12 protein-coding genes are annotated in these 14,809 nt (G+C 66.7%); 4 read left to right on the forward strand and 8 right to left on the reverse strand.

Annotation, left to right across the window (positions count from 1 at the left end; genetic code table 11):
• Positions 1-45: 45 nt before the first annotated feature.
• Positions 46-855 carry an N-formylglutamate deformylase gene (gene hutG, locus OVY01_RS12155; protein ID WP_267848068.1) on the reverse strand — a complete coding sequence of 270 codons (810 nt, stop codon included), beginning with the start codon at positions 853-855 and terminating at the stop codon, positions 46-48.
• Positions 856-972: 117 nt separating this feature from the next.
• Positions 973-1,953: an aldo/keto reductase gene (locus OVY01_RS12160; RefSeq protein ID WP_267847838.1), complete on the reverse strand. Its 981-nt coding sequence runs from the start codon at positions 1,951-1,953 to the stop codon at positions 973-975.
• Positions 1,954-2,316: 363 nt separating this feature from the next.
• Between OVY01_RS12160 and amaB the strand changes: the two genes are divergently transcribed.
• Positions 2,317-3,828 carry an L-piperidine-6-carboxylate dehydrogenase gene (amaB, locus tag OVY01_RS12165; RefSeq protein WP_267847839.1) on the forward strand — a complete coding sequence of 504 codons (1,512 nt, stop codon included), beginning with the start codon at positions 2,317-2,319 and terminating at the stop codon, positions 3,826-3,828.
• A 126-nt stretch (positions 3,829-3,954) separates the two neighbouring features.
• Here amaB and OVY01_RS12170 read toward each other — a convergent pair whose 3' ends face one another.
• Positions 3,955-4,257 (reverse strand): DUF4148 domain-containing protein, encoded by a 303-nt coding sequence (locus tag OVY01_RS12170; protein ID WP_267847840.1) that lies wholly within the window; start codon positions 4,255-4,257, stop codon positions 3,955-3,957.
• A 160-nt stretch (positions 4,258-4,417) separates the two neighbouring features.
• Here OVY01_RS12170 and OVY01_RS12175 point away from each other — a divergent pair, with 160 nt between their 5' ends.
• Complete coding sequence (locus tag OVY01_RS12175; protein ID WP_267847841.1) at positions 4,418-4,720, forward strand: putative quinol monooxygenase; 303 nt, start codon at positions 4,418-4,420, stop codon at positions 4,718-4,720.
• 84 nt (positions 4,721-4,804) lie between these two features.
• The gene (locus OVY01_RS12180; RefSeq protein ID WP_432422242.1) at positions 4,805-5,653 is read left to right on the forward strand and encodes an aldo/keto reductase; all 849 of its coding nucleotides are present in this window, start codon (positions 4,805-4,807) and stop codon (positions 5,651-5,653) included.
• A gap of 18 nt (positions 5,654-5,671) precedes the next feature.
• On the opposite strand, the gene OVY01_RS12185 is transcribed toward OVY01_RS12180, so the two are convergent.
• On the reverse strand, positions 5,672-7,246 hold the full coding sequence (locus tag OVY01_RS12185) for an FAD-dependent oxidoreductase (protein ID WP_267847843.1): 1,575 nt from the start codon (positions 7,244-7,246) through the stop codon (positions 5,672-5,674).
• A gap of 535 nt (positions 7,247-7,781) precedes the next feature.
• Here OVY01_RS12185 and OVY01_RS12190 point away from each other — a divergent pair.
• Positions 7,782-7,943, forward strand: coding sequence for a DUF1328 domain-containing protein (locus tag OVY01_RS12190; RefSeq protein ID WP_267847844.1), 162 nt, complete (start codon positions 7,782-7,784; stop codon positions 7,941-7,943).
• 144 nt (positions 7,944-8,087) lie between these two features.
• On the opposite strand, the gene OVY01_RS12195 is transcribed toward OVY01_RS12190, so the two are convergent.
• From OVY01_RS12195 to OVY01_RS12210, 4 genes are all read right to left on the reverse strand, one after another.
• Positions 8,088-10,232: a M3 family metallopeptidase gene (locus tag OVY01_RS12195; RefSeq protein WP_267847845.1), complete on the reverse strand. Its 2,145-nt coding sequence runs from the start codon at positions 10,230-10,232 to the stop codon at positions 8,088-8,090.
• A 91-nt stretch (positions 10,233-10,323) separates the two neighbouring features.
• On the reverse strand, positions 10,324-11,181 hold the full coding sequence (gene folD / locus OVY01_RS12200; protein ID WP_267847846.1) for a bifunctional methylenetetrahydrofolate dehydrogenase/methenyltetrahydrofolate cyclohydrolase FolD: 858 nt from the start codon (positions 11,179-11,181) through the stop codon (positions 10,324-10,326).
• A 203-nt stretch (positions 11,182-11,384) separates the two neighbouring features.
• Positions 11,385-12,005: a response regulator transcription factor gene (locus OVY01_RS12205; RefSeq protein WP_267847848.1), complete on the reverse strand. Its 621-nt coding sequence runs from the start codon at positions 12,003-12,005 to the stop codon at positions 11,385-11,387.
• Positions 11,998-14,610, reverse strand: a complete 2,613-nt coding sequence (locus OVY01_RS12210) for a PAS domain S-box protein (RefSeq protein WP_267847849.1) — start codon at positions 14,608-14,610, stop codon at positions 11,998-12,000. The genes OVY01_RS12205 and OVY01_RS12210 overlap by 8 nt, the downstream gene beginning before the upstream one ends.
• Positions 14,611-14,809 lie beyond the last annotated feature (199 nt).

Genomic DNA, 14,809 nt, shown 5'->3' on the forward strand with positions numbered 1-14,809 from the left:
AGCGCTGACGCCCATCGGCGTGGCACGCGAAACCGCCGCCGAGGCCTAGGCCTCGGCCGGCAGGGACACCGTCGCCTGCAACGCGGCGTCGACCAGCTGCGCCAGCACCGGCTGTACCCGGTTCGCCAGCGCCGGCAGGTAATCGAACGGGGCGGTCTCGGACATGTACGTCGACTGGCACATCTCGAGCTGCGCCGCGTGGACCCCCTTGTCGGGCGCACCGTAGCGGCGGGTGATGTAGCCCCCCTTGAAGCGGCCGTTCATGACCGAGGTGAAGGCCGGGGCGGCAGCCCTGACCGCATTCAGCGCCGCCTCGATCTGCGGCGCGGCGCTCGCGCCATCCGCGGTGCCGAAGTTCAGGTCCGGCAATTTGCCCTCGAACAGGCGCGGCAGCACGCTGGCGATCGAATGCGCCTCCCACAGCAATACATGCGGGTGACGTTCGCGCAGCCGTGCCAGTTCCTCGACGAGACAGGCGTGATACGGATGCCAGTACGCCTGGACGCGGCGGTGCTTCTCGCTGTCGTGCGGCGTCATGCCGTCGCGGTAGACCGGCTCGCCGCGGAAGGTTTCGGTCGGACAGAGGCCGGTGGTGATCCTGCCGGGGTAGAGGCTGGCGTCGTCTTCCGGGCGGTTCAGATCGATCACGTAGCGCGAGTAACGCGCGGTGAGCACGGTCGCGCCCAACTCCCGGGCGAAGGCATAGAGGGTGTCGAGATGCCAGTCGGTGTCGGCGACGCCCAGCGCCTCGGGCGTGTAGCACTCACGTAATTCGTCGGGGATATGGGTGCCGACGTGCGGGATCGAGAGCAGGAACGGCGCGTCGCCGCGGTGCAGGTCGTAGTGGCTGGACATGGGCATCGGCATGAGACAAGGTGATGAGACGAGGTGATGAAACAAGGTGTGGAGTGTGCAGCAGAGAGTGGCATGGCAAGGCATCGATGGGTCGCAGGCGCTCCATCGACGACGACTTCATTTGAACCCGGTCACCGCGTGCGGTACGTACGGCGCCTCGAGCGCGGTGATTTCCTCGGACGTCAACCGCAGCGACAATGCGGCGATCGCATCGTCCAGATGATTCGCTTTCGTCGCGCCGACGATCGGTGCGGTGATTGCCGATTTCTGCAGCACCCAGGCGAGCGCGACCTGCGCGCGGGGCACGCCGCGGGCAGCGGCGATCTCGGCAACGCGCTCCACCACCCGGCGGTCCGCATCCTCGGTATTCGCGTAGAGCGTGTTGCCGAACGTATCGGTCTCGGAGCGGGCGCTTTTCGTATCCCAGTCCCGAGTCAGACGTCCACGCGCCATGGGGCTCCAGGGAATCACGCCGATGCCCTCGCTTTCGCACAGCGGCAGCATCTCGCGTTCCTCCTCGCGATACAGCAGGTTCACGTAGTTCTGCATCGTCGCGAAACGCGTCCAGTTGTGTGTCTCGGCGACGTGCAGCGCTTTCGAGAACTGCCACGCGTACATCGACGAGGCGCCGATATGGCGCGCCTTGCCGGCCTTCACGACGTCGTGCAGCGCCTCCATCGTTTCCTCGATCGGCGTCGCGGGGTCCCAGCGGTGGATCTGGTACAGGTCGATGTAATCCGTGCCCAGGCGCCGCAGGCTCGCGTCGATCTCGGCCATGATCGCCTTGCGCGACAGTCCCGCGCCGTTCGGTCCCGGGTGCATGCGGCCATGCACCTTCGTCGCCAGCACGATCTCATCGCGCCGCGCGAAGTCCTTCAGCGCCCGGCCGACGATCTCCTCGCTGGTACCGTCGGAATAGACGTTCGCCGTATCGAAGAAATTGATGCCGGCTTCGAGCGCCTGCTTGATGAAGGGCCGGGACTGCTCCTCGGGCAGCGACCACGGGTGCGGGCCGCGTTCCGGTACGCCGTAGCTCATGCAGCCGAGGCAGAGACGGGAGACATCGAGGCCGGTACGGCCGAGTTTCACGTAATCCATGGAAAGATCCTTGAGCGGAAAAAGGAAAAGCGGGGAAAAGCGACGCGAGGCGGAAAAAAGCGCATGTCGGATGGGCGCGCACGCCGCGCAGGGGGGGGGGGCGTGCCGTGCGTGCGGCGCCTGCTGCGCACCGTGCCGAAGTAAGGATCATCTTACGCCGACACAACGGGGCGCGCCGGCGCCGGTCGTGGTCACGCTTGCCATGCACCTTGAGTACACGGTAGTTTTGCAGAACGACCGATCTTGCGCGAGACAGGCGGCGTGCTCTCGTCTGCGCCGCAGGGCATGTTCGCGTGGTCCGGCTTGGCCCGGGTGGGCCCCATCCGGCCCCTTTTCCCTTTCCCCTTCAATGAGGACACTCCCATGGAAACCGCTCACCCGATTCTCGCCGCGCTCGGCATCGACCTGACCCTCTGGCAGGGCGACGCCCTGACCGCCCGTTCGCCCTGCGACGGCGCGGTGCTCGCGCGGCTCGCCGCGGCGACGCCGGAGGAGGCACGCCACCGGATCGATCTCGCGCATGCGGCCTTTCTGGGCTGGCGGACCATTCCGGCGCCGCGTCGCGGCGAACTGGTGCGCCTGTTCGGGAACGTGCTGCGCGAACACAAGGCGGCGCTGGGCGCCCTCGTCACGCTCGAGGCCGGGAAGATCCATTCCGAAGGCCTGGGCGAAGTGCAGGAGATGATCGACATCTGCGACTTCGCGGTCGGGCTGTCGCGCCAGTTGTATGGCCTGACGATCGCGTCCGAGCGACCCGGACACCGGATGATGGAAACATGGCACCCCCTGGGCGTCTGCGGGGTGATCTCGGCCTTCAACTTCCCGGTGGCGGTGTGGGCGTGGAACGCAGCGCTGGCGCTGGTCTGTGGCGATACCGTCGTCTGGAAACCCTCGGAGAAAACGCCGCTGACCGCGATCGCCTGCCATGTGCTGTTCCGGAAAGCCTGCGCGGCGTTCGATGCGACGCAGCCCGACCCGCTGCCGCCGGGCCTGCATCAGTTGCTGCTGGGCGGCCGCGATGTCGGCGTGGTGCTGAGCGAATCGCCCCGGGTGCCGGTGCTCAGCGCCACGGGCAGCGTGTCGATGGGGGTCGACGTGGCCGCGCGGCTCGCCCGCCGCCTGGGCCGCGGCATTCTCGAACTCGGCGGGAACAACGGCATGGTGGTGGCGCCCAGCGCCGACCTGGATCTGGTGGTGCGCGCGGTGACATTCGCCGCGGTCGGGACAGCCGGGCAGCGCTGCACGACGCTGCGCCGCCTGATCATCCACCGCAGCATCGCCGAGAGCCTGATGCCGCGGCTGGAGCGCGCGTTCGATTCGGTGCGCGTGGGCAATCCCTTCGCGCCCGACACGCTGGTCGGGCCGTTGATCGACGAGGCGGCGTTCGTCGCGATGCAGGGCGCGTTGGCGCAGGCGCGGGCGGAAGGCGGCGTGGTCAGTGGCGGCGAACGCGTGGCGATCGGCGCGGCGGGATACTACGTCCGTCCGGCCCTCGTGCGCATGCCCGCGCAGTCGGCGGTGGTCGCGAAGGAGACCTTCGCACCGATCCTTTACGTCATGACCTATGACGACTTCGACGCGGCCGTGGCCCTGCACAACGCGGTGCCGCAGGGCCTGTCCTCGGCGATTTTCACCAACGACCTGCGCGAGGCGGAGTACTTCATGTCGGCCGCCGGCAGTGATTGCGGGATCGTCAACGTGAACATCGGCACCAGCGGCGCGGAGATCGGTGGGGCGTTCGGAGGCGAGAAGGAAACGGGCGGCGGACGCGAGTCGGGTTCGGACGCGTGGCGGGCCTATATGCGGCGCGCGACCAACACGATCAACTTCGGCCGCGATCTGCCGCTGGCGCAGGGCGTGCGCTTCGACATATAGGAAGCCGACGACAGGGTGCCGGAGCGAACAGGCGCCGCGGTGACGGGACGCTGAGGATTCCCTGCGAACCACGCCGCAACGTTTCCCGCACGACGCGGTGCCATGCGGGAAACACAGGCGGACATATTACTGCCCGTTGGCCTTCTTCTCGGCTTTCTGCAGATCGTTCGGATAGTCTGGGTCGTTCGCGCTCGGGTTGTAGCCCGCTTTCTCCAGCTTGCGCAGTTCCGCGTTCTTGCGGGCACGGCGTGCCTTGCCGTCGGCCTTGCGCTGTGCGTGCGTTTCCGCTTTCGTCGATCCCGAGTCCATCGACGCGGCCGAACTCGTGTCGGCGGTCGGCGTCTGGCTGAAGGCCGGGCTGGCGATGCCGCAGCCGAGCGCGGCGGCGAACAGCAGCGAGGCAACGGTACGTTTTTTCGAATTGAACATGTTTTTATCCCGATGGGTTGAGCTGGCTCACCAACACCAAGCACAAGTCATGCCTCGCATGTCCGCCGCTCGCGCGCGCCGCGCGCAGGACGCCGCAAGGCGCGGTATGCTGAGACGGAGCAGGGGACGTCCCGCATAACGACAAGGGAGAATGACGACGATGAGCGACGAAATTCGCGTAGTAGCGGTCCTGCAAGGCAAACCCGGTACCGGCAAGGCGCTGGGGGAAGCGTTGCAGCGTTGTGTGGCATCCAGCCGACTGGAGGCAGGATGTCATTTCTACACCGCGCACCAGGACCTGGCGGATGCCGACCGGATCGTGGTGATCGAACGCTGGGCAAGCCAGCAGGCACTCGAAGCGCACAAGCAGACGCCGCATTACCGTGCGCTGGGCGGTGAAATCGGCGATCTGGTGACGGGTGCGCCGCAGGTCTCGGTATTGCGGTCGCTTGGCGAGGCGTGAGCGCGGGCTTCGGCGCGGACCTGATTCCGCCGCCAGTGCAGTCGGAAAACCAGGCCGGGGGCGGGCAGTTGCCGCGCCCGGCGGATCGGAGAAAGGATGAAGACGATTGAATTCGCCGACGGTACGGTCGTGCCGGCGCTTGGACAGGGCAGTTGGCATCTGGGCCAGGAGCGGCGCCCGGCCGCGCAGGAGGTGGCTGCGCTGCGCCTGGGATATGAACTGGGTCTGCGTCTCGTCGACACCGCGGAGATGTATGGCGAGGGGCGTGCCGAAGAACTGATCGCGAAAACCCTGCCCGGCGAGCGCGACACCCTGTACCTGGTGTCCAAGGTCTATCCGCAGAACGCCCGCCGCGCGGCGCTGCGCAAGGCCTGCGACGCCAGCCTGCGGCGTCTGGGCGTGCCGCGGCTCGATCTGTATCTGCTGCACTGGCGGGGCGGCGCGGATCTCGCCGAGACGGTCGCGACGTTCGAGGAACTCAAGACGGCGGGCAAGATCGGCGCGTGGGGCGTCTCGAATTTCGACGTCACCGACATGGAGGACCTGCTGCGCGTGCCGCAGGGCGAACGTTGCGCGACGAACCAGGTGCTGTACAACGTCGCGAGCCGCGGTATCGAGTTCGACTTGCTGCCGTGGTGCGCGGCGCGGCGCATGCCGGTCATGGCCTACTCTCCGCTGGGCAGTGGCGCCGGCCTGCTGCGGCATCCGGCCTTGCGGGAAATCGCCGAGCGGCACCATACGACGACGGCGGCGCTCGCGCTCGCCTGGGCGATCCGCGCGGGCGGCGTGATCGCCATTCCCGAGGCCGGCGATCAGGCGCATGTGCGCACGAATGCGCAAGCCTTGTCGCTGACGCTCGACGCGCGGGATCTCGCGGATCTCGACGCCGCGTTTCCGCCACCGCGCCGCAAGGTTCCGCTCGACATTCTGTGACTGGGGCGCGGCGCGCGCTCAGGGCGTGTCGATGACGGGCTCCGGCGGGATGGCCGCCATCCGCCGTTCGAGTTCGGCTTCCATCAGCAACCCGTCCAGATTCCGGCTGACGATCGCCATCGCGCGCGGCACGCCGCCGCTGAAATAGGTAAAGCTCGCATCGCGTTCGGCGAGGTCCCCCGCACAGGCGATGCGGTCCCACGCCGGCGCATGGCCGGTGTAGCCGATGCCGAAGTCGTACTGGATGGTCCAGAAGAAGGGCGCCTGGCGAAAGGGCGCGCCGCGCCCCACGATGGCGCGGGCCACGGCCTGACCCTGGCGCTGCGCCACTACCCAGTGTTCGACGCGCGTGGGCGTGCCGTCGAGCGGATCCGGCCATTCGGCGGCATCCCCCGCGGCATAGATCCCGGGTGCGCTGGTGCGCAAGCCGGCATCGACGGCGATACCCCCGCCGACGGCGAGGCCGGCGTCGCGCGCCAGATCCAGCTGCGGCACCACGCCGATTCCCACCACGACCAGGTCCGCGCGCAATGACGTGCCGTTCGCGAGATGCACCGCGTCGCGGTCGACCGAGGCGACTTCGGCACCGATATGAAATACCACGCCGTGTTGTTCGTGGGTGTCGCGCAGCGCATCGCTGAGCGCCTGGCCCAATCGTTTCTCCAGCGGCAGCGCCCCCGGCGACACGACCGACACCGGCAGGCCGCGGGTGCGCAGTGCGGCCGTCACCTCCAGGCCGATGAAGCTCGCGCCGATCACCACGACGCGCGGCGGGTGCGGCGACGCTGCGCTGGCCGCGGCGATCAGGCCGCGTGCATCGTCGAGGCTGCGCAGATAATGCACGTGCGGCAGATCGGCGCCGGGTACGTCGAGGCGGCGCGGTTGGGCGCCCGTGGCCAGCAGCAGCGCGTCGTAGGCGAAGCGCTCGCCGGTAGCGGTGACGACGTCGTTCGCCGCCCGGTCGATGGCCGTCACGACGGTCCCCGTATGCAGGTCGATCCGCTGCCGGCGAAAGTCGTCCGTATCGCGCCAGAACACGTCCTTTTCTTCCGCTTCGCCGGACAGCAGCGCTTTCGAGCATTTCGGCCGGTCGTAGGGCAGATCGCGGTCCGCGCCGAGCATCGTGATCGTGCCGCCATAGCCTTCGGCACGCAGCATTTCGGCGGCGGCATGACCCGCGGCGCCGCTACCGACGATGACCACGCGCCGCACGCCGCCGTCCGACGGGGCGATGTTGTCCGACGCCGGCGGCAAGCGCCGGGCGCCGGCGCGTGCGATCGGACCGTCGAGCGTGACGTCCCAACTCGCGATCGGATCGAGTGCCGGCGCACCGAGCGCCGCGCCGGTCTTCAGGCAGAACCGCGCATGGTGGAAGGGACAGCGCAGTTCCTCCCCGACCACCAGCCCTTCCTCGAGGGGCAACCCATAGTGGCTGCAATTCGCGCCGACGATGCGCCAGAGGTTGCCACGCCGGATCGCCAGCGCCGGTTCGCCGTCCACATGGCCGCGCAGGATCATGCCGTCGTCGATCGCCTCGATGCCGATGCCCGCCGCGAAATTGGGGCCTTCCGGCGCTTTGCTGTGTATGGGCATGCAGGTTCTCGCTGGAAGGGGAAAGGTGCGCCGGAGACGGTCAGGTCATCCGCCGAAAGCACAGCCGAATACGCGTGCGGCGCGTAGGCAGCAGCAACGCATGTGCCATCCGGCGCCGCGATTGTCGGCATGGCATCGTTTTGCGCCATCGTACGCACGCCGGCCGGCGCCACGCTATGGCACTTCGGACCCGCGCCGACGAGTACGGTCGGCATTCCCGCGACCGAGCGGAATTTTTTACAGCCAGGAAGACAAAGTTGCCGGGAACGATCGGAACATGCTTTCGCGGCACAGGCACGCCGTCAAGGGGAGGGAGGAAGTGCGCAACCGGCACGAGGTTCTACCCATCCGCCGCACGCAGCGGAAACCGGTCACGGGCCTGGGTTTCCGTGCGGACGTAACGATAGGCATATCTCTTGCTTTATGAGGGTGGCAGGCCTGCTGCAACGTGAAATGCGGTTTTTCGCGGGAAGCGTCGGGGCGGCCCGCAGCCATCAACCCCGGCATCCATAAGCCGATAAATCAGGAGGGTGTAATGCTCCGTTATGCAGCCATATTCTTCGTGATCGCGATCATCGCAGCCGTTTTCGGCTTTGGTGGCATCGCCGCCGGCGCCGCCGAGATCGCAAAAATCCTGTTCTACATCTTCGTCGTGATCTTCCTGGTCACGCTGGTGATGGGTCTGTTCAACAGGTAGACCGGGCGCGGCAGTCACGCAAGGCGGACACCGGCCACGGGCCGGTGCCGAAAAAAAGCCGGCATCGCTCACGATGCCGGCTTTTTTCATGTACAGCGTCCGGAACGTCAGTTTCCCCGGCGCAGGCGCGCCGGGTACGTCACGTCACGTCGCGGCACCTGCCGCGGCGTCCGCGGCACCCCCTGGCGCGCTCATGCCATTGTGCCGCAGCAAGGCATCGATACTCGGTTCACGGCCCCGGAACGCCTTGAACGATGCCATCGCGGCGCGGCTGCCGCCCACTTCGAGGATTTCCGTCCGATAGCGCTGACCCGTCGCCGCATCCACGACGCTGCCGTGCGCGCGTGCCGCTTCCTCGAATGCCGAGTAGGCATCGGCCGACAACACCTCGGCCCATTTGTAGCTGTAGTAGCCCGCCGCATAGCCGCCGGAAAAAATGTGGCTGAAGCTGTTCGGCCAGCGCGACACCGGGGACTGCTCGATCACGTGATACCGGGCGTTGATCTCGCGCGCGAGCGCGTTGACGGTTTGCTCCGCATGCGCGTCATAGTCGGTATGGATGCGCATGTCGAGCATCGAGAACACCACCTGACGCAGGGTGCCCAGGCCGCTCTGGAAGTTCTTCGCCGCGATCATCTTGTCGAACAGCACGCGCGGCAAGGGCGCGCCGGTGTCGACATGCCCGCTGAGCGTCTGGATGACATCCCATTCCCAGCAGAAATTTTCCATGAACTGCGAAGGCAGTTCGACCGCATCCCATTCAACGCCGTTGATGCCCGACACCGCCATCTCGTCGACCTGGGTCAGCATGTGGTGCAGACCGTGGCCGAACTCGTGGAACAGCGTCACGACCTCGTCATGCGTGAACAGGGCGGGCTTGTCGCCGACCGGCGGCGAGAAATTGCAGACCAGGTAGGCGACCGGCGTCTGCACGCTGCCGTCGGCACGGCGGCGACGCGAGCGTGCGTCGTCCATCCATGCGCCGCCGCGCTTGCCTTCGCGCGCATACGGGTCGAGATAGAACTGCGCGAGCAGGCGTCCCGCCGATTCGACGCGGAAGAAACGCACGTCCGGATGCCACACCGGCGCGTCGTCCGGGCGAATGCTGACGCCGAACAATTTCTCGATCAGACCGAACAGACCGCCGAGCACCTTCGCCTCGGGAAAGTATTGCTTGACCTCGTTTTCCGAAAACGCGTAGCGCTGCTGGCGCAGCTTTTCCGCGGCGAACGCGATATCCCACGGCTGCAGGGTCGCGAAACCCAGGTGATCGCGGGCGAAGCCGCTCAGCGCCTCCCAGTCGGCCTGCGCGAACGGGCGCGCGCGCTGCGCGATGTCGTCGAGGAAGTCGATGACCTGCGACGGCGACTCCGCCATCTTCGCGGCCAGCGACAGATCCGCGTAGCTGCCCAGGCCCAGCATGCGCGCTTCTTCCGCGCGCAGCGCGAGCTGCTCGCGCATGATGTCGGTGTTGTCCCACTCGGCCTTGCCCTGGCCGAATTCCGGCGACAGTTCGGAGGCGCGCGAGACGTAGGCGCGGTAGATCGCTTCGCGCAGCGGCCGGTGTTCGGCGTACTGAATCACCGGGAAGTACGAGGGGAAGTGCAGGGTGAATTTCCAGCCTTCGCGTTCCGCGGTTTGCGCGGCCTGACGCGCCGCGGCGACGGCGTCCTCGGGAAGGCCGACGAGTTCCGCAGCGTCCGTTACATACAACGCGAAGGCGTTGGTGGCATCGAGCACATGGTCGGAAAAGTCTTTCGACAGGCTCGCCTGCCGCTCCTGGAGTTCGGCGAAGCGCGGTTTTTGCGCTTCGGGCAATTCGGCGCCCGACAGGCGGAAGTCCCGCAGCGAGTCGTCCAGCACCTTGCGCCGCGTCGGCGTCAGGCGCGCGCCCACCGCCGCGTCGATGGCCTTGTACTTTTCGTACAGTGCCAGGTTCTGTCCGACCCCGGCATAGAACTCCGTGACCCGCGGCAGGTTTTCCGCATGGGCGGCCCGCAGCGCCGGCGTATCGGCGACCGAACTGAGATGGCCGACCACGCTCCAGGCCCGCCCGAGCGGCTCCATCGCCATCTGCAATGCGTCGATCACCGTGTCCCAGCGCGCAGGCGTTTGCGGCGCGCTCGCGGTGGCGACGGCTTCCCGCGCGGCGGCGAGCAGCACGTCCAGCGCCGGGCTCACGTGCTCGGCGCGGATGTCGGCGAAGCGCGGCAGGCCCGCGCCGTCGAGCAGGGGGTTGGCCTGTGGATCCTGTACGGGGTCCGGATGAGAATTATCGGGTGTCGTCATACATCTCCTGCCGGTAAGGGCCCGGATCCCGAAGGCATCCGGATTCGTGAAAGGGGGCTGGATCGCAGCAGGCCGAAGCGGGCCGCCGCGTTCAGAAACTCCCGTGTCCGCGTTCCGCGGCTTCGACGGTATTGACCAGCAGCATCGTGATCGTCATCGGCCCGACGCCGCCGGGTACCGGCGTCACATGCCCGGCCACCGTCGATACCCCGGCGAAGTCCACGTCGCCGCACAGCTTGCCGGCGTCGTCGCGATTCATGCCGACGTCGATGACCGTCGCACCCGGCTTGACCATGTCGGCCGTCAGCACGTTGCGCCGGCCGGTGGCCGCCACGACGATGTCGGCACGTCGCGTGTGCGCGGCCAGGTCCCGCGTCTTGCTATGACAGATGGTGACGGTTGCGCCGGCTTCAAGGAGCATCAGCGCCATGGGCTTGCCGACGATGTTCGAACGGCCGATGACGACGGCCTCCGCGCCCGCGAGCGGGATCTCGTACGCATCGAGCATTTTCATCACGCCATAGGGCGTGCAGGGCTGAAACAGCGGCATGCCCGTCATCAGCGCGCCGGCATTGGCCACGTGAAAGCCGTCGACGTCCTTGCCGGGGGCGATGGCCTCGATCACCTTGTGGCTGTCGATATGCGGCGGCAGGGGCAGCTGTACCAGAATGCCGTCGATCCGGGGGTCGCGGTTGAGCTCGTCGATGCGCGCCAGCAGCGCGGTTTCCGCGAGATCGGCCGGATAGCGGTCGAACGACGAATGGATGCCGTGATCGTTGCAGGCCTTGACCTTGTTGCGCACGTACACCTCGCTGGCGGGGTTGGCGCCCACCAGCACCACGGCCAGTCCCGGTTGGTGCCCGGCGGCGGTCAGCTTGGCGGCGCGCACGGCGACAGCGGCGCGAAGGGTTTTCGACAAGGCGTTGCCGTCGATCAGGGTGGCGGTCATGATGATGAGGGTCGGAAAAGGCGGTGAGGGAAAGCCCGTGCCTGCCGCGGCGCGGGCCGCGGCGGCATCGATATCAGGATGGGCGCCGGCGGGCGGCATGCCGTGCATTATAGATCGGCCCGCCGGAGCCCACGCGGACCCGTATGCGGCGTCACGGCGCGGGGCCGCGATCGCTGGCGCGGTGCGGCGCGTACGCGGTGCGTTCAGGCCTTCGTGGACAGCGCGAGACGCAGCAGGTCGGCGACGGTGTTGACGTTCAGCTTCTCCATGATGTTCGCGCGATGCGCTTCCACCGTCTTGATGCTGATGCCCAGGTCGTCGGCGATCTGCTTGTTCAGACGCCCGGCGATGATCCGCTCCAGCACCTGCTGCTCGCGCGCGGTCAGCTTCGCCAGGCGTTCCGCGGAAGCGCGATGCACGGCCGCTTCGCTGCTCTGGTCGCGGGCGCGTTCGAGCATGCTCTGCACCAGCGGCAGCAGCTCGGCTTCGTTGAACGGTTTCTCGATGAAATCGCTTGCGCCTTTCTTCATCGTCGATACGGCCATGCCGACGTCGCCATGGCCCGTGACGAAGATGATCGGCAACGTCGAGCCGAGGGCCAGGAGTTTTTCCTGCAGCTCGAGTCCGCTCATGCCCTGCATACGCACGTCGAGGATCAGGCAGCCTACCTGCGCGGCCTGATAGCTTTCCAGAAACGCTTCGGCGCTGGCGAAGCACTGGACGTTGTAGTTGTTCGCTTCGAGCAGCCAGCGTAACGAATCGCGGACCGCCTCGTCGTCATCGACGACAAACACCGTTTCGGCGTGGAGTGGCTGGCTACTCATGATTCTCCCGTAGCGTTGAGGGGTTCAATAAAGGGTAAGGGTCGGCCTGATTCAGGCCCGGCACCCGTTCCGGCGTGACGGGCAGGGTAAAGTGGAACGTACAGCCATTGCGCCGGCCGTCGGCGGCGAGATTGTTCTCGACCCACAAACGGCCGCGATGCGATTCGATGATCGAACGGCAGATGTTCAGGCCCATGCCCATGCCGTCCGCCTTGGTGCTGTAGAAAGGCTCGAAAAGCCGCTCGGTGGTGGCCTCGTCGACGCCCGGGCCGCGATCGACCACCGACACGCATACCGTCGCGGGGTCGCTCACGACCACCAGATGAATGGTCTGGTCGGCCGCCGCATGCCAGTATTCGGCGGGCTTGCCGGGCAGCGACGTGTCCGCGGGCGTTTTGTCGGCATGCTTGCCGGCGAGCTTGTCGGCTTGATACTCCGCCATCGCCTCGGCCGCGTTCTTCAGTAGATTCACCAGCACCTGCTCGATCAGCACGGTGTCGACCCAGATCGTCGGCAGGCGGCCGCGCGTCTCGGTAACGATGCGGATGCCGCGCTTGCGGGTTTCGATTTCCGCGAGGCCGATCGCATCGGCGACGATATCGGCGAGGCGCGCGGGCTTGCGCTTCGGTTCGCTGCGTTTGACGAACTCGCGGATGCGTTTGATGATCATGCCCGCGCGCAGCGCCTGCTGCGACGTCTTGTCCAGCGCCGAGAGCAGCGTCTCGGACGAGGCGCGCCCGTTGCGCACCAGCGCGGCGGCGCCCGAACAGTAGTTGCTGATCGCCGCGAGCGGCTGGTTCAGCTCGTGCGCCAGCGACGACGCCATCTCACCCATCGTCGTCAGGCGGCTGGCGAACTGGAGCTTCTCGTCCTGCTGGCGTGCCAGGTCCTGCGCTTCCTTGCGCGATGTGATGTCGCTCGCGATCTGCATCTGCGCCAGATGGCCGTCGACCCACTGGATGTACTGACGCCGCACGTCGAACCACTTGCCCACGCTCTTGACGTAGATCTCCTGCGCGTCCGAGGCCGTTTCGGTCAGCGTCGCCGACGGCATGCCGGCGTAGGTGTCGATCATGTCGATCGCATCGTCGGCCTCGTCCGCCTCGTCGGGAAGCGCGCCCGCGAGTTCGAGATGACCGTCGGGCCGCAGGCCGAAGACGTGGCGGTAGTACCGGTTCGCGTACAGCAGCTGCGTCTCGTCCGTGGCCAGCACCGAGACCGCCGCGTCGAGGCTTTCGAGCACCGTGGTGAAGCGTTCGTGCGCGGCCGACAATTCCTCGCGCACGCGGCGCGGTTCGGTGATGTCGGTCATCGACGACATCCAGCCGCTTTGCCGGCCGTTGCCGTCGATCAGCGGCGAGACGTACATGCGCGCGTGAAACGTCGAGCCGTCCTTGCGCCGGATGCGCATCTCGAAACCGCTCGACGGCGCCTTGCCGCGCAGGGTCATGTCGATCTGGCGCCGCATCTCGGAAAAGGATTCCGCCGGCCAGTACACATAGGGCGGCAGCGTGTCGAGCAGGTCGCTTTCCTCCCAGCCGGTCATGCGGCAGAACGCCGGGTTGACGTAGGTGATGCGTCCCTGCAGATCGAGCACCCGCATGCCCACCAGCACCGAGTTCTCCATCGCGCGCCGGAACGACGCCTCGTCGAACAATTGCAGTTGGGCGACGAAGCGCTGGCGGGTATGTTTCCAGACGCTCCACAGGCTCCAGAGCACGAAGCAGGACAGTCCGGCGATCAGCCACAGCAGACGGTTGTTGAAAAGGTTCGCGGTGTTGTGCGGATAGGCATAGACCCGGACCGAGAGGCCATTGCCCGGCGGGTCGAGCGGCAGGTCGCGATGCACGTCGCGCGACAGGCGCGGGCGCGAGGACGATCGCGACAATTCGTGACCGCGCGCGTCGAGGATCGAGATTTCGTATTTCGACGACAGTTCGGCGGGCAATTCTCGCCGCAACATGCCCTCGATCGAAAACACCGTGGCAATGGCGCCGAGATAGGTCCGGTTCGAGAAGATCGGCATCTGCAGCGTGATGTAACCGTTGCCGAGCGCATCGTAGAAGATGGGCGCGTAGACGGGGCGGCGGCTGTCGCGTGCCTCGTCGAGACCGGCATGCGGCGCGGCGTCGAACGCGTCGGCGTCGGGGCGCTTCAGGTGCAGCGCATTGACCGGGATGGGCGCGCGCCATTTCGGCGCGCCGTCCTGGCCGAGCCAGACGAGCGCCAGGATTTCCGGATGGCTGTCGAGAATCTCCGTCGTGGGAGCCAGCAGCGAGGCCGGATCCGAATGCCCGGTGGCGATGTCGCGCGACAGGGCGCCAAGCTGCTCCTGGACTTCCGTCAGGGACAGTCGGATCTGCTGCTGGGCCCAGGCGACATTGCGATACAGCGTATCCTCTTGTTGGAGCTGTTCGCGTCGCGTAAGGCTCCAGAGGATCAGGCTCATGACGATCAGGAACACAATGATCGACAATAGCGGCGTATAGAGATAGGCGTTGGACCACCAGGAATGCGGCGTGCCCCGCTGCGCTCGCGCGACACGAGGGAATTCGGAGGGCTTTGCCCTCTGGGAGAAGCGCGCGAACAGCCAATTGGTCAACATGCGCGGATTGTATCGCAGGCGACTGCGGGAAACGCGAAGGATTTGCTCCCGCAATGAAAAGCCGCGCGCAGGACGCCGGGCGTCACTAAGGGTTTATCCGGAGGCTTTTTCGCTGATTTACCAGGATATTTCGCATCATGAAACGCGATCCCGTCATTTGAAAATTGTTGTTGCGCTGCCTACCCGGCGTTCTTACAAT

The organism is Robbsia betulipollinis (assembly GCF_026624755.1).
Lineage (GTDB): Bacteria > Pseudomonadota > Gammaproteobacteria > Burkholderiales > Burkholderiaceae > Robbsia > Robbsia betulipollinis.